22 protein-coding genes are annotated in these 19,935 nt (G+C 67.2%); 12 read left to right on the forward strand and 10 right to left on the reverse strand.

Annotated elements, in window-relative coordinates; genetic code table 11:
* Nucleotides 1–29: 29 nt before the first annotated feature.
* The 3 genes from C5C17_RS01040 (at nt 30) to C5C17_RS01050 (ending at nt 3,437) form a co-directional block, all read left to right on the forward strand.
* A complete protein-coding gene (locus tag C5C17_RS01040) occupies nt 30–1,103 on the forward strand; it encodes a substrate-binding domain-containing protein (protein WP_104251522.1) in 1,074 nt (357 codons plus the stop codon).
* Nucleotides 1,104–1,190: 87 nt separating this feature from the next.
* A complete protein-coding gene (locus C5C17_RS01045; protein WP_104251523.1) occupies nt 1,191–2,423 on the forward strand; it encodes a Gfo/Idh/MocA family protein in 1,233 nt (410 codons plus the stop codon).
* Nucleotides 2,424–2,426: 3 nt separating this feature from the next.
* Entirely contained in the window at nt 2,427–3,437 is a 1,011-nt protein-coding gene (locus tag C5C17_RS01050; protein WP_104251524.1) for a sugar phosphate isomerase/epimerase, read from the forward strand.
* 92 nt (nt 3,438–3,529) lie between these two features.
* Here C5C17_RS01050 and C5C17_RS01055 read toward each other — a convergent pair whose 3' ends face one another.
* Nucleotides 3,530–4,030 carry an Lrp/AsnC family transcriptional regulator gene (locus C5C17_RS01055; protein WP_104251525.1) on the reverse strand — a complete coding sequence of 167 codons (501 nt, stop codon included), beginning with the start codon at nt 4,028–4,030 and terminating at the stop codon, nt 3,530–3,532.
* Nucleotides 4,031–4,121: 91 nt separating this feature from the next.
* Between C5C17_RS01055 and C5C17_RS01060 the strand changes: the two genes are divergently transcribed.
* From C5C17_RS01060 to deoC, 3 genes are all read left to right on the forward strand, one after another.
* A complete protein-coding gene (locus C5C17_RS01060; RefSeq protein ID WP_104251526.1) occupies nt 4,122–4,754 on the forward strand; it encodes a YitT family protein in 633 nt (210 codons plus the stop codon).
* 956 nt (nt 4,755–5,710) lie between these two features.
* Nucleotides 5,711–6,136 (forward strand): organic hydroperoxide resistance protein, encoded by a 426-nt coding sequence (locus C5C17_RS01065; protein ID WP_104251527.1) that lies wholly within the window; start codon nt 5,711–5,713, stop codon nt 6,134–6,136.
* On the forward strand, nt 6,136–6,828 hold the full coding sequence (deoC, locus tag C5C17_RS01070) for a deoxyribose-phosphate aldolase (RefSeq protein ID WP_104251528.1): 693 nt from the start codon (nt 6,136–6,138) through the stop codon (nt 6,826–6,828). Before C5C17_RS01065 ends, deoC begins: the two co-directional genes overlap by 1 nt.
* A 97-nt stretch (nt 6,829–6,925) precedes the next feature.
* On the opposite strand, the gene C5C17_RS18305 is transcribed toward deoC, so the two are convergent.
* From C5C17_RS18305 to C5C17_RS01095, 5 genes are all read right to left on the reverse strand, one after another.
* Nucleotides 6,926–7,693 (reverse strand): hypothetical protein, encoded by a 768-nt coding sequence (locus C5C17_RS18305; RefSeq protein WP_146079039.1) that lies wholly within the window; start codon nt 7,691–7,693, stop codon nt 6,926–6,928.
* Nucleotides 7,694–7,858: 165 nt separating this feature from the next.
* Nucleotides 7,859–8,218 carry a hypothetical protein gene (locus C5C17_RS01080; protein ID WP_104251530.1) on the reverse strand — a complete coding sequence of 120 codons (360 nt, stop codon included), beginning with the start codon at nt 8,216–8,218 and terminating at the stop codon, nt 7,859–7,861.
* 13 nt (nt 8,219–8,231) lie between these two features.
* Nucleotides 8,232–9,287, reverse strand: a complete 1,056-nt coding sequence (locus C5C17_RS01085; RefSeq protein WP_146079040.1) for a DUF2599 domain-containing protein — start codon at nt 9,285–9,287, stop codon at nt 8,232–8,234.
* Between the two features lie 155 nt (nt 9,288–9,442).
* Complete coding sequence (locus C5C17_RS01090; RefSeq protein WP_104251532.1) at nt 9,443–10,078, reverse strand: GntR family transcriptional regulator; 636 nt, start codon at nt 10,076–10,078, stop codon at nt 9,443–9,445.
* A complete protein-coding gene (locus tag C5C17_RS01095; RefSeq protein WP_104251533.1) occupies nt 10,075–11,136 on the reverse strand; it encodes a cation diffusion facilitator family transporter in 1,062 nt (353 codons plus the stop codon). The genes C5C17_RS01090 and C5C17_RS01095 overlap by 4 nt, the downstream gene beginning before the upstream one ends.
* 88 nt (nt 11,137–11,224) lie before the next feature.
* Here C5C17_RS01095 and C5C17_RS01100 point away from each other — a divergent pair, with 88 nt between their 5' ends.
* Nucleotides 11,225–11,560, forward strand: coding sequence for a chorismate mutase (locus C5C17_RS01100; protein ID WP_104251534.1), 336 nt, complete (start codon nt 11,225–11,227; stop codon nt 11,558–11,560).
* A gap of 27 nt (nt 11,561–11,587) precedes the next feature.
* On the opposite strand, the gene C5C17_RS01105 is transcribed toward C5C17_RS01100, so the two are convergent.
* Nucleotides 11,588–12,775 (reverse strand): MalY/PatB family protein, encoded by a 1,188-nt coding sequence (locus tag C5C17_RS01105; protein WP_104251535.1) that lies wholly within the window; start codon nt 12,773–12,775, stop codon nt 11,588–11,590.
* 99 nt (nt 12,776–12,874) lie between these two features.
* On the opposite strand from C5C17_RS01105, the gene C5C17_RS01110 reads away from it, so the two are divergent.
* Entirely contained in the window at nt 12,875–14,176 is a 1,302-nt protein-coding gene (locus C5C17_RS01110; protein WP_258065776.1) for an O-acetylhomoserine aminocarboxypropyltransferase/cysteine synthase family protein, read from the forward strand.
* Between the two features lie 152 nt (nt 14,177–14,328).
* Here the strand turns inward: C5C17_RS01110 and C5C17_RS01115 are convergent, their stop codons facing one another.
* Nucleotides 14,329–14,865, reverse strand: a complete 537-nt coding sequence (locus tag C5C17_RS01115) for a CGNR zinc finger domain-containing protein (RefSeq protein ID WP_104251536.1) — start codon at nt 14,863–14,865, stop codon at nt 14,329–14,331.
* Between the two features lie 26 nt (nt 14,866–14,891).
* Here C5C17_RS01115 and C5C17_RS01120 point away from each other — a divergent pair, with 26 nt between their 5' ends.
* Both C5C17_RS01120 and C5C17_RS01125 read left to right on the forward strand, forming a co-directional pair.
* On the forward strand, nt 14,892–15,191 hold the full coding sequence (locus C5C17_RS01120; RefSeq protein ID WP_104251537.1) for a hypothetical protein: 300 nt from the start codon (nt 14,892–14,894) through the stop codon (nt 15,189–15,191).
* A gap of 105 nt (nt 15,192–15,296) precedes the next feature.
* Nucleotides 15,297–15,764, forward strand: coding sequence for a hypothetical protein (locus tag C5C17_RS01125; RefSeq protein WP_104251538.1), 468 nt, complete (start codon nt 15,297–15,299; stop codon nt 15,762–15,764).
* 248 nt (nt 15,765–16,012) lie between these two features.
* On the opposite strand, the gene C5C17_RS01130 is transcribed toward C5C17_RS01125, so the two are convergent.
* Complete coding sequence (locus tag C5C17_RS01130; RefSeq protein ID WP_104251539.1) at nt 16,013–16,477, reverse strand: DIP1984 family protein; 465 nt, start codon at nt 16,475–16,477, stop codon at nt 16,013–16,015.
* 45 nt (nt 16,478–16,522) lie between these two features.
* Entirely contained in the window at nt 16,523–16,891 is a 369-nt protein-coding gene (locus C5C17_RS01135) for a hypothetical protein (RefSeq protein WP_146079041.1), read from the reverse strand.
* Between the two features lie 263 nt (nt 16,892–17,154).
* Here C5C17_RS01135 and C5C17_RS01140 point away from each other — a divergent pair, with 263 nt between their 5' ends.
* Both C5C17_RS01140 and C5C17_RS01145 read left to right on the forward strand, forming a co-directional pair.
* The gene (locus C5C17_RS01140; RefSeq protein WP_104251541.1) at nt 17,155–18,228 is read left to right on the forward strand and encodes an aminotransferase class V-fold PLP-dependent enzyme; all 1,074 of its coding nucleotides are present in this window, start codon (nt 17,155–17,157) and stop codon (nt 18,226–18,228) included.
* Between the two features lie 32 nt (nt 18,229–18,260).
* Nucleotides 18,261–19,928, forward strand: coding sequence for a threonine/serine exporter ThrE family protein (locus C5C17_RS01145; protein ID WP_104251542.1), 1,668 nt, complete (start codon nt 18,261–18,263; stop codon nt 19,926–19,928).
* The last annotated feature ends 7 nt before the right edge of the window (nt 19,929–19,935 follow it).

Raw genomic sequence — 19,935 nt, forward strand, 5'->3', positions numbered from 1 at the left:
TCACCAGGGCAGCATCAAAGGAGATCCCCATGTCCACGAGTTCCTTCAGGAAGACAGCTTCCCGAAAGCGCCGGATCCTCGCAGCAGGCGCAACGGCCGCCTCGGCGCTGCTGCTGCTCACCGGCTGCCTCTCGAACACCCCGCCGGCGGCGGAGGGCGAGGCCCCAGCTGGCGGCAACGCCACGGCGTCGGACAACGACGCGGCGGGCGAACCGCTGGTCATCGGCTTCTCGGCCCCCGCGGCCGACCACGGCTGGATGGGCGCCATCACCTCGGCCGCTGAGGCCGAGGCGGCGAAGTACGAAGACGTCGAGTTGCGCGTCGCAGAGGGCACCAACGACGTGAACCTGCAGATCAGCCAGATCGAGGGCTTCATCAACGACGGCGTCGACGCCATCGTGCTGCTGCCCTTCGACGGCGCCGCCCTCACCGAGGTCGCGACCAAGGCGATGGAGGCCGGCATCCCGGTCATCAACGTCGACCGCGAGTTCACGAGCCCCTTCGCCGCCCGCACCACGGTGCTCGGCGACAACTACGGCATGGGCGTCAGCGCCGGCACGTACATGTGCGAGCAGCTCGCAGACAAGCCGGATGCCGTTGTCGCCGAGATCGCGGGCATCGACTCCCTGCCGCTCACCCAGGAGCGCAGCCAGGGCTTCGCGGACGCTCTCGGCGACTGCGGGCTCGAAGTCTCGAACCGTGTCGCAGCTGACTTCACCGTCCAGGGCGGCGAGCAGGCGGCCACGAACCTCCTCCAGGCCGCTCCGCAGATCGACGCGATGTGGAACCACGACGACGACCAGGGTGTCGGTGTCCTCTCCGCCATCGAGAACGCCAACCGCGACGAGTTCTTCCTCGTCGGCGGCGCGGGTTCGGCGAACGTGATGCGTGAGATCCAGGAGGGCGACAGCGTTGTCAAGGCGACCGTCATCTACCCGTCGACGCAGGCAGCCGACGGCATCAAGCTGGCCCGCCTCATCGCACACGACCGCTCGCTCGGCGACCTCACGTCGCAGAGCGTTCCGCGTCTCGTGCAGCTCTACGCGCCCGTCGTGACGAGCGACAACGTCGACCAGTACATCGACGCGGCGTTCGAGTCGTAACCAGACGCCCACACTGTCCACGCGGGGTGGAGCTCTCCTCCTCTCTGACTCCACCCCGCGTCGGCCTCCTGAACGAAAGAGTGAACAATGAGTCAAGACGCACAGCCGGAACTGGGCATCGGGATGGTCGGCTACGCCTTCATGGGCGCCGCACACTCGCAGGCGTGGCGCAACGCTCCCCGGTTCTTCGACCTGCCGCTCGCACCCCGCATGCGTGTCGTCGCGGGCCGCAACGCCGAGAAAGCGGCCAAGGCAGCCGACAAGCTCGGCTGGGCGTCGAGCACCACCGACTGGCGTGAGCTGCTGACACGCGACGATGTGCAGATCATCGACATCTGCTCGCCCGGCGACACGCACGCCGAGATCGCGATCGCAGCCCTCGAAGCAGGCAAGCACGTGCTGTGCGAGAAGCCGCTCGCCAACACGGTCGAGGAGGCTGAGCGGATGAACGCCGCAGCCATCGCCGCGGAGGCACGCGGCGTGCGTGCCATGGTCGGCTTCACGTACCGCCGAGTGCCGGCGATCCGCCTCGCACAGCAGCTCGTCGCGGACGGCCGCATCGGTGACATCCGGCAGGTGCGGGCGCAGTACCTGCAGGACTGGCTCGCCGACGAGAACGCGCCGCTGTCGTGGCGCCTCGACAAGGAGAAGGCCGGTTCCGGAGCCCTGGGCGATATCGGCGCGCACATCGTCGACCTCACCCACTTCATCACGGGGCAGCAGCTCAGCGGCGTCTCCGGGCTCGTGGAGACGTTCGTGAACGAGCGGCCCATCGCCGACGAGTTCGCGGGACTCTCCGGAACCGGCGGCAGCGAGCGGGGGCCGGTCACCGTCGACGACGCCGCGGTCTTCTTCGGACGCCTGCAGGGCGGAGCGATCGCCGTGTTCGAGGCGACGCGCTTCGCGTACGGACGGAAGAACGCCATCCGCCTCGAGATCAACGGCACCAAGGGCTCGCTCGCCTTCGACTTCGAGGACATGAACGTCCTCGAGTACTTCGACGCGACCGGCGACCAGACAACCGCCGGCTACACGCGCATCATCGTCACCGAACCAGACCACCATCCCTTCATCAAGGCCTGGTGGCCCGCCGGCCACGGCCTTGGCTACGAGCACGCCTTCACGCACCAGGCTGTCGAGCTCGTCGAGGACATCGCTGCCAACCGGGCCCCAACGCCTTCATTCGCGGACGGCCTCGCCGTGCAGCGAGTGCTCGCGGCCGTCGAGGAGAGCTCGGCGAGCGGCAGCTCGTGGGTCGCGATCCCCGTGTCTGCCACCTCAGCACCGACACCCGTCGAACCAGAACTCCAGAGGAGCTAGCGCATGTCTCGTCCTGTCACGTTGTTCACCGGTCAGTGGGCCGATCTGCCGTTCGAGGAGGTTGCTCGTCTTGCGGGGGAGTGGGGGTATGACGGTTTGGAGGTCGCCTGCTGGGGTGATCACCTGGATCCGTGGCGGTGGGATGACGCCGAGTACGTCCAGGGGCGTCTCGACATCCTGGAGCGCAATGGTCTGAAGGTGTGGACGATCTCGAACCATTTGAAGGGGCAGGTGGTGTGCGATGACCCGATCGATCAGCGGCATCGGGACATCGTGTCTGACCGGGTGTGGGGTGACGGGGAGCCGGAGGGGGTGCGTCAGCGGGCGGCGGAGGAGCTGAAGAACACGGCCCGGTTGGCGGCAGCGCTCGGCGTGAAGACGGTGACCGGCTTCACTGGGTCGTCGATCTGGAAGTATGTGGCGATGTTCCCGCCCGCCACGGAGGCGATGGTGGATGCGGGATATCAGGATTTCGCGGACCGGTGGAACCCGATCCTGGACGTGTTCGAGGAGGTCGGGGTGCGGTTCGCGCATGAGGTGCATCCGTCGGAGATCGCGTACGACTACTGGACCACGAAGCGCGCGTTGGAGGCGATCGGGCATCGGGAGTCGTTCGGGTTGAATTGGGATCCGTCGCACATGGTGTGGCAGGACATCGACCCGGTGGGGTTCTTGTGGGACTTCCAGGACCGCATCTATCACGTGCATTGCAAGGACACGAAGAAGCGCCTGTCGAACGGTCGGAATGGTCGCTTGTCGTCGCACCTGCCGTGGGCGGATCCGCGCCGGGGCTGGGACTTCATCTCGACCGGGCACGGGGATGTGCCGTGGGAGGACTGCTTCCGCATGCTGAACGCGATCGGCTACGAGGGTCCGTTGTCGGTGGAGTGGGAGGACGCGGGCATGGACCGCCTTGTCGGCGCGCCGGAAGCGTTGGGGTTCGTGCGCAAGCTCTCCACGTACCGCCCGTCCGAGGCGGCGTTCGACTCGGCCTTCTCCACGAAGCAGGACTAAGCAGCCCCTGTCCAGCGACAAGAGTGCGGCAGATGCATGCTCCCGAGGATGGGAGCCTGCATCTGCCGCACTCTTCTGCGTGAGTGGGTGAGTCAGGCAGGCGCGGACGCGGGTGCGCCCTCGGCGATGTCGTCGAGGATGCGCGTCAACCGGTAGGGCACCACCTCGGAGAGCGAAACCGTGGTGCTGGTCCGGGTGACGCCGGGCAGCTCGAGCATGGCCCGCGTCACCCGGTGCAGGTCGCTGGTGTCCTTCGCCACGACGCGCACGAGCAGATCGGCGTCACCGGTCGTGGAGTGCACTTCCACCACCTGAGCCATCTCGCCGAGCCGCGTGTAGGCCTCGTCGGCGGCGTTCTGGCTGAGGGAGAGGGCGACGAACGCGGTGAGGGGGTATCCCAGCGAGGTCGCGTCGAGGCGGCGGCTCTCAGGGGCGAGCATCCCCTCCCGCTCGAGGCGAGCGAGCCTGGCGTGCACCGTGTTGCGTGCGACACCCAGCTCGCGGGCGAGGGCCAGCACGGAGGCTCCCGGCTGGTGGTCGAGCGCGCGGATGATCCGCGCATCCAAGGCGTCGAAGCCGCGCTGGGTGGTCATATTTCTCCCTCATGAACGGTCTCCTGGGCAGAATGCTCAACCTCGGCATCTTGTCTTGCGCAGACTACCTTCGGGGGGTGAAGCTTCGCGCATGACCGAAGCAGCTGTCCGTGTGCCTGAACTCGTCGAGCCCCCGCGGCACCGAGCCATCGACGACATCGCCGGCCTCGCGGTCGGTGCCCTCGTCATCTCCTTCGGGCTGTTCCTGCTCAAAGCTGGTGGGCTCGTCACGGGAGGTACTGCAGGCCTCTCGCTGCTCCTCGGCTACGTGCTGCCCATCCCCTTCGGCGTCATCTTCGTCGTCGTCAACCTGCCGTTCTTCGCGCTCGCCGCGAGAGGAAAAGGCTGGCGATTCGTCGCGCGGAGTCTCGTCTCCATCATGCTCGTTTCGCTGCTCACCTCACTGCACGCCTCCGCGGTCGGGCCGCTGGAGCTGCACCCCGTGTACGCGGCGATCCTCGGCAACGTGCTCTGCGGGGTCGGGCTGCTGATCCTCTTCCGACACAACTCGAGCCTTGGGGGCTTCACGGTGGTCGCGCTCGTCGTGCAAGACCGATTCGGATTCCGGGCCGGGTACGTGCTGCTCGCCCTCGACCTGTGCGTCGTGCTCGCGTCGTTCACGGTCCTCGCGCCCGTCCTCGTGCTGGTCTCTGCGCTGGGCGCCGGTGTTCTGAGCAGCATCATCATGCTCAACCACCGCCCGGGGCGGTACCGCGCGTCCTGACCGCGGCCGAGAGCGAAGCTGCTGGGCCCGGGGCAGCGACCTCGCCGTGCTCCAGACAGCGGGAACGAGCCGTAGGCCGTCTTCCTGGAGAACCTGAGGTTCGACGTCGGATGCCTTGGACTCTCACGAGGCAGAGACGCATGCGCGCGATTGCCTCGTGAAAGTAGTGATGGGCACCAACCTCCCCCGAAGTTGGTGCCCATCGTCCCCTGCCGCGGTCGCCGTGGCGAGTGATGCAGTTGGGCGTCGTCCCCCGATGACGCCCGCCCCGGTGTCGATTGGGGCCCGCAATTCCTCAAACCCGGCGTTACGCGCCGGCGCGGGGAGTATTTGGTTGCTCTCTGTTCCGTTGTGGTTCTCGAGCCGAGACTCGAGATCGGGGGAGGTGATGTCGGTACTTCCGAATCCAGCTTCGCTTTCGTGAAGCGGCTCGGATTGAGCTTGTCTCGCTCATCACTGGAAGGAAACTAACACGACAAGTGGCCGCGAATGCACTCTCTGGGGGTCCGAATAGGCGCATTTAGTCCATGGATATCGTCCGCGCGCCGCCTGGTTGGTCGGGCACGCGAAATTCCCATGTGACCAGGGGAGTTCCACCCGGATCGCCCTCGCCGTAGCTGAGGCCTCAGGTATTGAGCGGTGGATCCGTGTCGCTGAGGATGATTCGGCGAATCACGGCGGCGGATTCGTGTTCTCTTGACCTCTGCAACGTGATCCCCAGAAGCTGCTCCGAGGTCGACACGTCGTGCCCCAGCCTGCTGACAGTGCGGGGTGGGCGGAACTCCGATGGACCTCGTCCTGCGTCGGCATCAGCCCCCGTGCAGATGGGAGCTGGCGAGACACGGTTCGCTTCCCGATCATCGAGTCGGAGTGGCCAAGCGTTCGCCAGAGCGTTCTGGCGCGCGTCGAGTGCGGGCACTGAGCGTTTCCATCACGAGTCGTGGTTCCATGGACTCATGACGACTCCTGTGTACACCGCAATTGCCCACGCTTCCGGTGGTGGCCGCGACGGCCACGTGCGATCTGAAGACGACCGCATCGACCTCGACACGCGTCCCCCCAAGGAGATGGGTGGCAGCGGCGAGGGCACCAACCCAGAGCAGCTCTTCGCCGCCGGCTACTCGGCCTGCTTCCTCGGCGCGTTCCATGCGGCAGGAAAGCAGCTCGAGAAGGACACGAAGGATGCGGCGGTCTCGACCTCCGTGGGGATCGGCAAGCGCGAGCCCACGGGCTTCGAGCTCTCGGTCGTCCACGACGTGTACGCGCCGAACCTCTCCGCCGAGGAGACCGCTGAGGTCGCTCGCGTCGCGCACGAGGACATCTGCCCGTACTCGCACGCTACTCGCGGCAACGTCGACGTGCAGATCAACGTCGTCAGCTGATGACCGAGTTCAACGGACAGGCCGGCTCTGCCGACCAGGTCACGAGGGCCGAACTGGCCAGCATCGTGGACCACACGCTGCTGAAGACGGACGCGACGCCGGACCAGGTTGTCGCTCTCCTCGCTGAGGCCAAGGCGCTCAAGGCGTTCTCGATCTGCGTCTCCCCCAACATGCTGCCCGTGCAGGGTGAAGCCGGAGACGTGAAGATCGCGACCGTCATCGGTTTCCCTTCCGGGAAGCACCACTCGGCGATCAAGGCTGCAGAGGCGGCGAGAGCTGTCGCGGACGGGGCCGACGAGCTCGACATGGTGATCGACATCGGCATGCTCAAGGCGGGCCGTGCCGACCTCGTGCAGGCCGACGTGGCTGCAGTGCGCGTGGCGGCGCCGCATGCGCTGCTCAAGGTCATCATCGAGTCCGCGGCCCTCACCGACGACGAGATCGTCGCGGCCTGCGAAGCCTCCGAGGCGGCCGGTGCCGACTACGTGAAGACGTCGACTGGTTTCTCGGCGGCCGGGGGAGCATCCACCCACGCCGTCGCGCTCATGAGGAATACGGTCGGCGAGCGGCTCGGCGTGAAGGCGTCTGGCGGCATCCGCTCGACGGCTGATGCGCTTGCCATGGTCGAGGCAGGTGCGTCGCGCCTCGGACTGTCCGGCACGGCAGCCGTCCTCGACGGCCTGCCCGCCTAGGCGCTCGCACGTTCGAACGCGAAACGCGCGTCGCCCTTTCGGGTGACGCGCGTTCCGCATGCGTGGCGCTCATTCTGCGACGTGCAGGCGCGGACGCCTATTCGGAGGTCCCGGAGTTTCGAAGCATGTACTCGACGTACTCCTTATCCTCTGAGGGAATATCCTGCTTCCAGCGAATGATGAAGATGTCGCGAATCTGCACGTCACCCTCAATTCGGGCTGCGTCCGCGTCCTCTTTCGAAGAGAACTTGAACGCATCCGCCTGGTCTGAGCTGAACGCCTCTACGCACGCGTCTGCACCTTCACAGGCCTGCGCTGTCACGTCCTCCTGTGACGTCAGGATCGTCGCGGCTTCTGTATCCCAGACCCCCGCGAGAGTTACGTCATGCCTGAGGTAGTCACACCCAGCCAAGGGCACACAAAGCGCAGCGGCCAAAACCGCACATGAGATTCTCTTCAGTGTCTTGCATTCCATGAGGAGCATTTTTTGCTGTAATCCCGTTGTGAGTGACCCGATACGCCGACCCCTGGGGTGAACTGTTTCGAGACTATCGTGCATGCTGACGGCCTCTCGAGGTTCTTTCCCTGACTGGAGCGCGTTTTCGAGTAGGAAGGTCACAGATTCCTTGTCTGCGGCGGATGCCCCTTCCGGCCAGCGCGGGAGGAAGATCTCTCGGACGAGTTCGTCGTTCGGCTGCTTCCCCACGGCAACTGAAACTCCCGATGGAAAGTTTAGAATAAGCCCCTGATCGGCGTGCCACGCTTTCACGCGGTTGAACATCGCACCGCAGGGGGACTCCGTGACATCTCTCTGGTTCGTCAGCTCTGCTGCGGCATCCGTGTCCCCCGCGTATCTGAGTTCCACGTCATGCACCGTGGCACATGCGGTCAAGGCGAGGGTCGAGAGAGAAGGAACCGAAGTGTGAGACCAGCAATTCATTGGCGACCTCCCGCTGCTTGTCGATGCTAGGTGCCGTGGTCCGCGAGGAGCCCTGGATCGGTGATCGACCCAGGGCTTCTCGCGGTGCCCTTACTCGGAGGTCCCTGAGTTCCGAAGCATGTACTCGACGTACTCCTTGTCCTCTGAGGGAACATCTTGTTTCCAGCGAATGATGAAGATCTCGCGAATCAGTACGTCACCCTCAAGGAGCGCCGCGTCTGCATCCTGCTTCGAAGCGAACTTCAAGAAGAGCCCCTGATCGGCTTGCCATGCTTCTACGCAATCGAACTGCGCACCGCAGACGGTCTCTGTAACATCTCTCTGGTTCGTCAGCTCTTCCGCGGCTTCCGTGTCCCACACGTACCTGAGTTCGACGTCATGTGCGGTCCGGCAGCCGGTCAGCAAGACGGCGGTTGCAATGAGCACGGCTGCGAAAGACCAGCGCTTCATGCTTACACCTTTCTCACTTGTCGCCGCTTGACTTCGACCAGTTGCACTGGTGCCGGAAGACCTCGTGCCAGTTCTCCCTAGGGAGCGATGGGCGATACGGCTCCAGGTCCCAGGTCGGGTTCGTCAGCACATCGATGCCGTAGACCGCGTGGCAGTAATACTGCTGCCGGGTCGAGTGGTTGATGTTGTATCGACCGGGCGACCTGTTCGCGAACTCATTCCATCCGTCGGCCATGATGATGGACAAGCCGATGTTGGGGGCCTGGGGCGTGTTCACCGCCCCCATGCGGATCGCGCGATTCCAGCCGGATGGCTTCAGGACATGCACGCCGTTGATCCACCTGACGTAGTCGAACAGGTTGGTGCCCCAGAACGGGTCGGCGACAACCGGGTACTGGAAGTCGCCGGCCAGATGCTCCACGACCTGGACAACCTGGGTGCCTGTGACTTCGTAGTGCGTTGGAACCTCGACGCCGTTCGCGTCCTTGGCCCAGGCCGGTGCCACTCCGCCGAGCAGGGAGCCGTCGGCGGCTCGCAAGAACAGGGCGCCGTCGTCGGCTTCCTGGATGTACGAGAGTCCGGCTGCGTCGAACTCGTAGGGGATCTCCTCGGTCATCGTCCCTTCCGCGATGGTGGAGACCACCTGCACCGAACCGTCTTCCTTGACCACCGCGGTGGAGCTGATGCCACTCGCGTGATCCGCGAAGAGCGTCCCGTCGTTCGTGATGTCGGCTGGCGTCTCTGCCCCCGTCGCCTGCACGAGGGACATCGTGACGGCGACGCCGTCGGCCGGGTCCACCTCGATGGAGCTCGAGCTGGCTTCCAAGGACACGGTCATTCGCTCTGTCTGGTCGCCTCCAGGGTCGATCTCCGCGGTCGCTTCGGAGTCGCTGGCGACGATGTCCTCGTGGAGGTTGTCGAAGACCTCCGGCGTGACCTCCTCGATGGCCTCCTGCGACTCCGATTCGCTCGGTGTCTCCCCTGCCTGTTCTGCCTGTGCGGGCGCGGCGCTCATGATGGCGATGCCCATGAGCCCGGCCAGCGCGGCGGCTGCAACTTTTCGTTTCATGTTCCCCCCGGTTCGAAAATGCTACGTATGAGTAGCACGATCGACCCTACAAGGATTCGGGCAGGATTTGGCCCGGTCCATGACTACGCACGAGAATGCCGACGTGTCCCGGAAACCGTGCGCCGTCGTGCTCTCGTGCGGGCACTTCAGGAGCTTCAGGCGCGGGTCAGGTGTCGGTGCACTGCCGCGTGGATACCCTCGATGTCACCCCGCTCCGTGAGTTGGACGAGGGCTTCGTGGTGTGTGCTGAAGTCGCCGAGTGGCGGATGCGCGCCGACACCGTGCGATGAGCAGATCAGCGATTCGGTGGCGATCGTCGCGTACGCGCGGGAGAGTCGGGAGTTGCCCGCGCTGTCCACGAAGCGGCTGTGGAACTCGTGGTCGAGGCGCAAGGTGCGCGCCTCCTGGTTCGCTCGGATGGCGGCGTTGAGCTCGGCTGCGATGGAGGAGAGCGCGGTTGCGATGCGTGCGCGTTCGCCCGCGGGCTTGGCAGCGATCACGGCTGCCGCGGCGCATTCGAGCACCTCGCGGGCCGCGAAGATCTCCGCCGCGTCATCGTCGGTCAGCTCGCGGACGAACACCCCGCGGTTACGTCTGCTCTCGAGGAGGCCCTCCTGCACGAGCCGCTGCAGGGCTTCGCGGACCGGGCCTCTGGATACCTGGAAGTCGCCGGCGAGGCGCGCCTCGTTCATCTGGGCGCCCGGCGCGTAGGTGCCATCGACGACGCGTTCGCGGAGATGCTCGGCGATGATCGCCGAGGTCGGCTGGCTCTGCAGTCCGGTGGACGTCATGAGTGCAGCTGCCCCGAGTGTGCCTCGTGTCCGACGTGGGCGGCCGGTTCCACCTGGAACGTGCTGTGGCTCGTCTCGAAGTGTCCTTTCAAGCAGGCGTCGAGTTCGCAGAGCACGGCGTCGAGTCCCCGCTCGTCGAGGGCCTCCGGTGCTACGACGACGTGGGCCGAGAACATGGGGACTCCGGAGGTGATGGTCCACGCGTGGACGTCGTGCACATCCACGACCCCCGGCACGGACCGGAGGTGCTCGCGGGTGGCGTCGAGGTCGACGTTCTTGGGTGTTGCCTCCATGAGCACGTCGACGACTTCGCGGAGGAGGCTGATCGCCCTGGGGAAGATGAGGACGGCGATGAGGATGGAGGCGATCTGATCGGCGACCATCCACCCCGTCACCCAGATGACGATGGCGGCGATGATGACGGCGACTGAACCCAGCAGGTCGCCGAGCACCTCGAGGTACGCGCCGCGCACGTTGAGGCTCTCCTTCTGTCCAGAGCGAAGCACCAGCAGCGACACGAGGTTCGCGAGGGCGCCGATGACGGCGGCGGCCAGCATGATGCCTGACTCGATCTCGACCTCCTGCCCGAAGCGTCGGATGGCCTCGATGAAGATCGTCACGGCGATGACGCCGAGGATGAGGCCATTGGTGAGCGCGGCGAGCACCTCGGCGCGCTGGAAACCGAAGGTCCGGCGCGAGGATGCGGGCAGCGTGGCGACGTAGCTCGCGAGCAGCGCGACGGTGACGCCGGCCGCATCGGTCAGCATGTGTCCGGCGTCGGCGAGGAGGGAGAGCGAGTTCGAGGCGAAGGCGCCGATCACCTGCACAAGGAACACGCTTGCAGTGATTGCGAGCACGATGACGAGCTTCTTGCGGTGCTTGCCCGTCGCCGTGGTGTGGTCGCCGAGGCCGTGGCTGTGGCCGTGCCCGTCGTCACCCTCGTGTGCGCGGTCGACACACGGATGCGCGGGGCTGAAGGCCTCCCCGCCCGCGTGGTCGTGCTCCGACGGGTGGTCGCCCTGGGGGGTGGCGTCGTCTGGCTCGTGGGGGCTTGGCATGTGCCCAGGGTAGTTCGAATGTCGATTGTTGACAATCTTGGGGGTCGGCGACTTCTCGTCGTCTGGCGACCCCCGCTAGGCTCGTCCCATGCCTTCTTCGACCGACGCCCCCACCCACGCAGAGCACGCGGCGGATGACGCGGCGCTGCGTCGCCTGACCTCGATCCGGGGAAGCATCGACAACATCGACGCCGCGCTGGTGCACATGCTCGCGGAGCGCTTCAAGTTCACCACGCTGGTGGGTGAGCTGAAGGCTGAATACGGCCTCCCTCCCGCCGACCCCGACCGGGAGCGCCGTCAGATCCTCCGATTGCGTCAGCTCGCGGAGGAGTCGCACCTGGACCCCGAGTTCGCGGAGACCTTCATCAACTTCATCATCGCCGAGGTGATCCGCCACCACGAGCGCATCGCGGAGCAGGGCTAGCGGTAGAGGTGTCGCTTGTGCCCGCTTCTAGCGGGCGGCGAGCGCGTCCGCCATTCGTCGGATGATCTCCTCCAGCACCGGCTTGGGCGTCGCGAAGACGATGCGCACGTACTGCTCGAAGCCGGCCCCACAGGAGGCGCCGGCCGTGAGGGTGACGCCGGCGTTGTCGAGGAAGAACTTGGCCGGCGGGCCGTCGATCGCGAGCGCTGACACGTCGAGCCATGCCACGTAGGTCGACTCCGGCACGACCGCTCGGACGCCGGGGAGGTGCTCGGCGATGAGCGCGAAGAGGAGCTCCCGGTTCTCGATGAGCGCCCCGTTGACGTCGTCGAGCCACTCGTCGCTGCTGCTGTACGCGGCTTCGGCCGCGAAGGCGCCGAGGATCGAGGACCCCCAGACGACGCCGAATCCGAACGTTCGGTAGTGCTCGAGGTCGTCGTCGTTCGTGAAGATGATCTGGGCGGATTTGAGGCCGGCGACGTTCCAGGCCTTCGACGCCGCCGTGGACGTGACGGAGTGACGCGCGGCTTCGGCGGAGATGGATGCGTAGGGGATGTGCGGCGGCCCGTCGAGGGTGAGGGGTGCCCAGATCTCGTCGGCGAAGACGCGGCCGCCGCCGCGTTCGACGATGTCGGCAAGACGGAGCAGCTCCTCGCGTGTGTAGATCGCGCCGGTCGGGTTGTGCGGGTTGACGAGGACGACGTTCGCGGGCCCGTTCGCGAAGGCGCGCTCGATGCCGTCGAAGTCGAGTGTCCACCGGGTGTCCTCGATGACTCCGGGCACTTCGATGGTTTCACGCCCCTGCAGTGCCTCGGTCACGAGGAACGGCATGTAGGCGGGCGTCGGCACGATGATGGGGGAGCCCGGCGCCGTGAAGTGGCGCACGAACACGTCGAAGGCGCCCATGACGTCGGCGATGTGGTGGATGCGCTCGGGGTCGACCGCCCACCCGTAGCGCCGTTCGAAGAAGGCGGATGCCGCCGCCGTGGTCCGCGCCCACGTTGGTGGGGCGAGGTAGCCGAGCTCGTCCTTGGCGACGGCGCCGAGGATCGCCTCGCGCACGTTCGAGGCCGTCCCGAAATCCATCTCCGCGACCCACGCGCCGATCGTGCCCTCGTTGAGGCTCCACTTTCGGCTGTCGGGGCGGTCGAGCTCGTCGCGGGTGATCGCGTCGAAGCGTGATGTGGACTCGGTCTTGCTGATGGGCGAGGGCATGGGGGAAGCGTAGCCACGTGAACGCGTGGGGCCCTCCGCGTATTTCCAAAGGTTTCGCCGCGGCTCCACAAGCGGACCCGACTTCCGTACGTTGACCGTGTGGCCATTGAAGAGCGAAACGAACAGACCTTTGCGACCAGGCAGATCCACGCCGGCGCGGTCGTCGACAGTGACGTCGGCGCGCGCGTGACCCCGATCTACCAGAGCGCGGGGTACGTCTTCCCGTCCTACGACGAGGCTGAGGCGCGCTTCTCCGGTGAGAGCGTCGGACGGGCGTACTCGCGCGGCGACAACCCGACGAACGTCGTCGCGGGGAAGCGCATCGCGAACCTCGAGGGTGGGCGCAACGGGCTCGTCGTCTCGAGCGGGCAGGCGGCCATCGCGATGACGCTCTTCTCGCTTGCCGCATCCGGTGACCACATCCTCTCCACGGCCAGCCTGTATGGCGGCACGCGTCAGCTCTTCGATGGCAGCCTCACTCGGCAGGGTCTGAACTTCGAGTTCCTCACGGCCGAGGCGACCGAGGAGGACTGGCTCGCCCGGGTGCGTCCGGAGACGCGCGCCGTCTACACGGAGTCGATCCCCAACCCGAAGAACGACGTCGTCGACCTCGAGCTCCTCGGCCGCGTCGCGGCGAAGGCTGGCGTTCCGCTCATCGTCGACAACACGGTCGCGACGCCCTACCTGTGTCGGCCCATCGAGTGGGGCGCGGACATCGTGATCCACTCGACGTCGAAGTGGTTGTCGGGCCACGGCTCGGTCATCGGCGGCGTCATCATCGACGCCGGCAAGTTCGACTGGGCGGCGAACTCGGAACGGTTCCCGCACTTCACGAAGGGCTCCTTCGAGGGGGCGCCGTCGTTCATCGAGCGCTACGGCGCCGACACGTTCATCAGCTACGTGAAGTCGGTGACGGTGCTCGACTACGGCCCCACGGTGCCGCCGACGAGCACGTTCCTGCTGCTGCACGGCATCGAGACGCTGTCGCTGCGGATGGAACGGCACGTCGAGAACGCGCAACGCGTTGCGGAGTGGCTCGAGGCACGTCCCGAGGTCGACTCGGTCGACTACTCGGGCCTGCCATCGAACGCCTACTACGAGCTGGCGCAGAAGTACCTCCCGGATGGGGCAGGCTCGGTGGTCTCCTTCGACCTGCCCGGCGGGCCGGAAGCGGCGCGGAAGTTCGTGGAGGCCCTCGAGCTGGTCAGCCACATGACGCACATCGGCGACGTGCGGACGCTGGCGCTCCACATGCAGTCGACGATCTTCAAGCGCTCTTCGCAGGAGCAGCGCGACGAGGCCGGGGTGACGCCAGGGCTCATCCGCCTGTCGATCGGCATCGAGGGGATCGACGACATCCTCACCGACCTCGAGCGGGGACTCGAGGCGACCAAGGCGTAACCGGGCGCGCGCATCCCGCCAGCCGGTCGCACCGGTTGCCCCATCCAGGTGAGTTTGCGGCGTTTCTGCGTCCTTGATGGGTTTCGGCGAAGCATGTGATGGGTTTTGGTGACGCTGATGGGTTTTTCGCCATCACCGTTCACCGAAACCCATCACGCACGCTCGCGGGCCCGGTGCCGGCGAACGGCTGCCCGGTTCGCGCATCGCACCGAGCAGTACCGCTGGCGCCCGTTGCGGGTCGTGTCGACGACCACGTTCCTGCACTCGTCGCTGGCGTCGAGCCCGGCCGCGCACCTGCTCAGGCGGTGCATCCCCCGCGTGGTGAGGTGCAGGGCCGTGCCCACCGTGATCACTGCGAGCAGGATGTCCGGCAGCGACATGTCCCAGTCCCGGTAGTGGAGGTGCCACCCCTCGTTGTCGTGGTTCGTGAGGCGCGGATAGGCCGTGGCTGACGCCATGAGGGTGTTCAGCACGTCAGCGCGCTGCTCGTCGGTGGGCGCATCCACGACCCTAAGCCAGTCATCGATCACAGCGCGTGTGCGCGTGTGGTCGTCGGCCTCCGGCGGGAACGGCATCGTCATGCCATGTTCGCGCGTTCGGGCGAGCAGGGCGGGGCGGTCTGCTGGCCAGTCGTTGGCGAGGGATGCGGCGAGCTCGACCGCGTATTCGCCGTAAGGGTTGAGATGCATAAGGCTATTACACCAGGCTCGAGGGCATGAAGAAGCTGACCCCCGCAGGCGACTCCGCAACACGCCCCATCCGGCTCCCGAACGCGGCCCGCCGCGGCCACCAGGACTCCCGCCTTCACCAGGACTCCCGCGCATCCGCCACGGGCTGCGTCGAGCACGGCTGGACGACGGCATCGCGCCACTCGACCTCGCTCGGCACGGTGATCTACAGCGAATGCGCAACCTGCGGGGCGCACCGGGCCGAGCTGCTCGAAGCACGCGCCCTCTTCCCCGAACCCATCTCACGCGCGATCGCGAGCGACCCAGCGCAGTCCCCCGGGGCATGAACGCGCACGCACGCTGCCCGTCCGCGCCGCATCCATCTCCGGGATGACCAAGTTCACCACTTCGGATGACGCGTTCGACCCGGTCCAACACCTAGGGTCGAAGACGTGCACCCCCGTCGATCCGTCGCCTTCGCCGCCCTCAGCGTGCTCGCCGCGACCTCGCTCTCGGCGTGCGCGACGCCCGAGCCCGTGCGGCTGCTCGACCACCTCTCGGTGAACGAGCTCTCGGCCACGATGGAGATCGACGAGCTGCTCCCCGACGACGCATCCGCGTTCGTGCTCGGCTGCCCGTACAGCGACGTGGACGCGCTCGCCGCGAACTCCGGCATCGACCGCAACCGGTTCCGCATCGGCGACCGCCACCTGCCCGGGCTCAACACCGACGGCCCGATCGCCCTGCTGCCGGTCATCGACGGCAAGGTGCGTCCAGGGGTGCCCTACGACACGCAGGACGTGTCCATGTGCGGGACGCACGACACGACGGTCGTCGAGCGAGGCTCCACGCTCACCTTCGCCCAAGACGGATACGGGCAGTGGTTCGCTGTCTCCGTGCAGTCGGGCCAGCAGGTCTGAAGCGCCGTCGCTCCGGCCCGTCGCGGTGAGGTCCCCGATCCCGCCCTCGACGCCCGGCCAGCACATGGTGATGAGGTGTCCTGTGTGCGCGGTTCCCGGTGAGGGGTGCTGGGCTGAGGTGTGACGGCCGAAGCCGTGACGCTGCCCACCGCGTCGACAGGTGGACTGGAAACCGCCAGCCCTCGGTGTGCTCGCGCCGATCGCCTACCGACTCACCGCGTCTTCGTCTGCTCGCTGCTCCTCTGGCCTCAGGCCTCCAGCAGCTCGACCTCCCAGTTCGTGCGTTGGATGACGACGTCCAGCTCCCGCAGCGCCTGGGCGACCCCGTCCGCCTTGGCTCGCACGTCGCGCACGGGCAGGGCCGACATCTGCCGCAGCTCGCTGCGCATCTGCCGCTGCCCCCACGACCCTGCCGCCGCATCCGCCGCCCGAACCAGGATGCTGTGCTGGCTGCGCAGCGTCTCGCGGGCAGCGAGAAGGGCCGTTATCGTGCGCCCGTCCTCCGTTGACGCGGTGGCGTTCGTGCTGTTGATCGACGTGACGAGTCGCTCGAGCTGCAGCAGGCGCGTCGCGCACTCGTCGAGGAGCTCGGCGGCGTCTTCGGTCGGCTGCTCACCCTCCTGGTAGGAGGCGTTCGCGATGATGCGAGCCTGCAGTGACTCGATGCGCTTCTGCAGGTCGGCGCGCTCCAGGAGCGCTTCGGCGAGTTTCATGCGTCCACGATCTCACGTGGAGAGTTCGGTCACGCTCTGGGAAGCTCACTCCGCCATCAGGTAGAGCCCGGGCGAAGGAACGCTCTCGACCAGCTCCACAGAAATCGGTCGGCCCGTGACTTCGCGGGGGAGCTCCAGCTCGTCGACGACCGTGTGGCCAATGGCCAAGCAATTGCCGCCACCGCCCGGCGCTGTGCCAATGGTGATGCGCATCGCCGCGTCACCGACGACTTCCAAGGTGAGCGGGGCAGTCCCGCACTGGAGGTCGGGGGAGCTGATCCGGATGATACGGAACATCGTGCCGCCTTCGTCGAGGAAAACCGCCCTGTGCGGGATCCCCAGTTGCTCGCGCTCCGTCTCATAGCCCTCCGCCCACAGGCTTTGCGCGTCCTCCCGCTCCGTCTCAGTCGCCAAGCGTGGAGCGACGGGCTCCAGCTCGTACGTCGCCGTTAGAGGGAGGCCCTCGAGGGGGTCGGAAGTGGCAGCTTCACGGCCGCGTTGGCGGCGCATCCGGTGAGCAGCGCAAGGCACGCGAGCGTTGCGCCGGCCGCTCTCGCGAGCGCAGTTTCCCGTTCATTCCGCAAGGGGATGGTCAGGGCATCAATGTATTGGTCGTGCGCGGACGAAGGAAGCACTGTCAACTGCCGCTGCAACGCTCAGGTCGCTAGCCTGGCGGCATGTCCTGGATCCACTCGGCCGCCTTCTCGGCGGAACCCCTCTACCTGAACACCGCGTCGATGGGTCTGCCGCCGCAGGCGACGACGGACGCCTTGACGCGTGAACTGGTCGGCTGGGCTGCGGGGCGCAGGCAGGCGAACGACTACGACGGCACCGTCAGCCGGTCGCGGCAGCTCTACGCGGAGCTCGTGCACGCGCCCGCCCCGTGGGTGGCGATCGGCAACCAGGTCTCACCCCTCGTCGGGCTCATCGCCGCATCCGTACCCGATGGCGCCGAGGTGCTCTTCGCTGAGAACGACTTCACGAGCATCAGCTTCCCGTTCGCGGCCCACGCCGACCGGGGGCTGCGCCTGCGCGAGGTGCCCATGCACCGCATCGCGGAGGAAATCGGACCGGAGACGGCGTGGGTTGTCGTGTCGGCCGTGCAGTCCCGCAACGGCGTCGCCGCCGACCTCGACGCCATCGAAGCCGCCGCCAAGCGGCACGGCGCACGCACCCTCATCGACCTCACGCAGTCCGCCGGGTGGAAGGACGTCGACGCGAGCCGGTTCGATGCGACCGTGTGCGCCGCCTACAAGTGGCTGCTGTGCCCGCGCGGCACCGCGTTTCTGACGCTCGACCCGGAACTGCACGAGCGCATCCGCCCCCTCGCCGCGAACTGGTACGCGGGAGAAGACCCCTGGTCGAGCATCTACGGGCTGCCGCTCCGGCTCGCCGCAGACGCACGCCGCTTCGACGTCTCGCCTGCCTGGCAAGCGTGGGTGGGCACGGAGGCCTCGCTCGACTTCCTGCTCGGTATCGGGGCCCCCGAACTGGAGGCGCACGCGCTCGAAGTGAGCGCCGCGTTCGCGTCTGCGGCTGGGCTCCCGGATGCACGCTCCGCGATCCTCGCCCTCGCCCCCGTCGAGGGGGCGGTGGGCGAGATCAGAGACACGCTCGAGCGGCTCGACGTCATGGCCGCGAACCGCGCCGGTAACTTGCGACTCTCCTTCCACGTCCACAACACCGCCGAGGAAGTCGAGCACCTGGGTGAGGCGCTGAGAGGCCTCGTGCACATCGTCACAGGGCGCTGACGCGGACCCTATCCCGCAACTAGACTCCCGCCGTGCGCGGTAAGAACTTCTTCGACAACCTGGCCAGAAAGGTCGGCGGCAAGACCCCGTCGACGACTGTGGGGCGCCGCGCGCAGCGTGCCCTCCTGGCCGAGCGCAGCATCCGCGAAGTCCTCGAACTGGCCGTGCGCGTCGGCGAGACGATGCTCGCCCTCGGCGCGTCGGCGACCGACGTGACCGACGCCATCCGCCGAACCACGAAGGCCTTCGGCGTCGACTGCCAGATCGACCTCACGTTCACGTCGATTCTCGTGGTCCACGACGGCGTCAACGACGGGGCCGGCATCAGCCTGCTGCGCGTCGTCAACAGCCGCCTCCCCGACTACGACCGCCTCACGCGCGTCATGGAGCTGTCGCGCGAAATCGCCGCCGACCCGAACGACATCGACGTCGCCGAGACGATCGACGACCCGGCCAAGCTCGAGGAAGCACTCAACCAGCTCGAGTCGTTCCACCAGCGCCTCGACGAGATCCTCGTCGCCCCGCAGCGCTTCCGCCGCTCCATGGTGACGCTCTGGCTCGCCCTCATGGCGGGAGGCGTCGGCTTCCTCCTCGGCGGCGGACCCCTCGTCTGCCTCCTCTCCGCCGCCACGACCGTGGTCGTGGACCTCGTTCTGCAGGCCCTCGGACGCTGGGGCCTGCCCGCCTTCTTCCTCCAGATCGCCGGCGCCGCGATCGCCACCGGCGTCGCCGTCGGCCTCCTCGCGGCGCTCCCCGTGCTCCCCGTCGAGTTCGCCGCCCTCCCGCCCGCGCTGGTCGTCGCATCCGGCCTGGTCGTGCTGCTCGCCGGGATGTCGTTCGTCGGCGCCGCCGACGATGCCATCAACGGATTCCCCATCACCGCCATGGGCAGGCTCCTCGAAGTGGTGCTGCTCACGCTCGGCCTCATCGTCGGCATCGCCATCGTGCTCGACGTGGCCCGCGGACTCGGCATCGACCTGCGCCTCGTCGAACGATCCGTGCAGCCGTGGCCGTCGGCCGTGCAGGTCATCGGCGCCGCCATCGCGGCCGCCGCCTGGGCGCTCGCCTCCTACGCGACCATGCGCACCGCCTTCGTCGTCATGATCTTCGGCGGCATCGCCTACCTCGGCTACGACGTGCTCGTCACCGCAGGCACCGAGCCGCTCGTCGCGACCGCCGTGCCGGCGCTGATCATCGGCATCCTGGGAGAAGGCCTCTCCCGCAAGCTGCACATCCCCGCCACCATCACGACGGTCTGCGGCACCGTGCCGCTCCTGCCGGGCCTCGCCATCTACCAGGGCATGCTCGACATCACCTCGAGCGACACCTCCGACGACGGCGTGCTGCGACTCGTGCAGGCAGGTTCCATCGGCATCGGAATCGCCGGCGGCGTCACCCTCGGCCGCTTCCTCGCCCGCCAGTTCAGGACCCGCCGTCGCCGCCGCACCGCGACGCCGGAGGCGATGGTCATGTCGAAGCGGCAGTTCCGCGGCACCGCAAGCGCAGGCCCGGAGACGCGCGCGCTCTACATGATCCCGGACGAGGTCGCCGTCGGCCTCGAGACGGGCATGCTGCGCATCGTGTCGGTCGATGAAGTCGTGGATGCGGGGCAGGCGGACGTCGGGGCCGCCGCCCCTCCCACGCCTCTGCATCCCAACGTCGCCCTCAAGCGGGGCGACCTGAACGCCCGCGGGGAATGACTGTCGG

The organism is Pseudoclavibacter sp. RFBA6 (assembly GCF_002931575.1).
GTDB classification, from domain to species: domain Bacteria; phylum Actinomycetota; class Actinomycetes; order Actinomycetales; family Microbacteriaceae; genus Pseudoclavibacter; species Pseudoclavibacter terrae.

Coding starts and splice junctions, on each gene's coding strand:
- C5C17_RS01065 (WP_104251527.1), top strand. CDS start 5,711: ATGACGACTCCTGTGTACACCGCAATTGCCCACGCTTCCGGTGGTGGC.
- C5C17_RS01115 (WP_104251536.1), bottom strand. CDS start 14,865: ATGCATCTCAACCCTTACGGCGAATACGCGGTCGAGCTCGCCGCATCC.
- C5C17_RS01055 (WP_104251525.1), bottom strand. CDS start 4,030: ATGACCACCCAGCGCGGCTTCGACGCCTTGGATGCGCGGATCATCCGC.
- C5C17_RS01080 (WP_104251530.1), bottom strand. CDS start 8,218: ATGAAGCGCTGGTCTTTCGCAGCCGTGCTCATTGCAACCGCCGTCTTG.
- C5C17_RS01140 (WP_104251541.1), top strand. CDS start 17,155: ATGTCCTGGATCCACTCGGCCGCCTTCTCGGCGGAACCCCTCTACCTG.
- C5C17_RS01045 (WP_104251523.1), top strand. CDS start 1,191: ATGAGTCAAGACGCACAGCCGGAACTGGGCATCGGGATGGTCGGCTAC.
- C5C17_RS01040 (WP_104251522.1), top strand. CDS start 30: ATGTCCACGAGTTCCTTCAGGAAGACAGCTTCCCGAAAGCGCCGGATC.
- C5C17_RS01105 (WP_104251535.1), bottom strand. CDS start 12,775: ATGCCCTCGCCCATCAGCAAGACCGAGTCCACATCACGCTTCGACGCG.
- deoC (WP_104251528.1), top strand. CDS start 6,136: ATGACCGAGTTCAACGGACAGGCCGGCTCTGCCGACCAGGTCACGAGG.
- C5C17_RS01085 (WP_146079040.1), bottom strand. CDS start 9,287: ATGAAACGAAAAGTTGCAGCCGCCGCGCTGGCCGGGCTCATGGGCATC.
- C5C17_RS01060 (WP_104251526.1), top strand. CDS start 4,122: ATGACCGAAGCAGCTGTCCGTGTGCCTGAACTCGTCGAGCCCCCGCGG.
- C5C17_RS01120 (WP_104251537.1), top strand. CDS start 14,892: ATGAAGAAGCTGACCCCCGCAGGCGACTCCGCAACACGCCCCATCCGG.
- C5C17_RS01095 (WP_104251533.1), bottom strand. CDS start 11,136: ATGCCAAGCCCCCACGAGCCAGACGACGCCACCCCCCAGGGCGACCAC.
- C5C17_RS01130 (WP_104251539.1), bottom strand. CDS start 16,477: ATGAAACTCGCCGAAGCGCTCCTGGAGCGCGCCGACCTGCAGAAGCGC.
- C5C17_RS01100 (WP_104251534.1), top strand. CDS start 11,225: ATGCCTTCTTCGACCGACGCCCCCACCCACGCAGAGCACGCGGCGGAT.
- C5C17_RS01090 (WP_104251532.1), bottom strand. CDS start 10,078: ATGACGTCCACCGGACTGCAGAGCCAGCCGACCTCGGCGATCATCGCC.
- C5C17_RS01050 (WP_104251524.1), top strand. CDS start 2,427: ATGTCTCGTCCTGTCACGTTGTTCACCGGTCAGTGGGCCGATCTGCCG.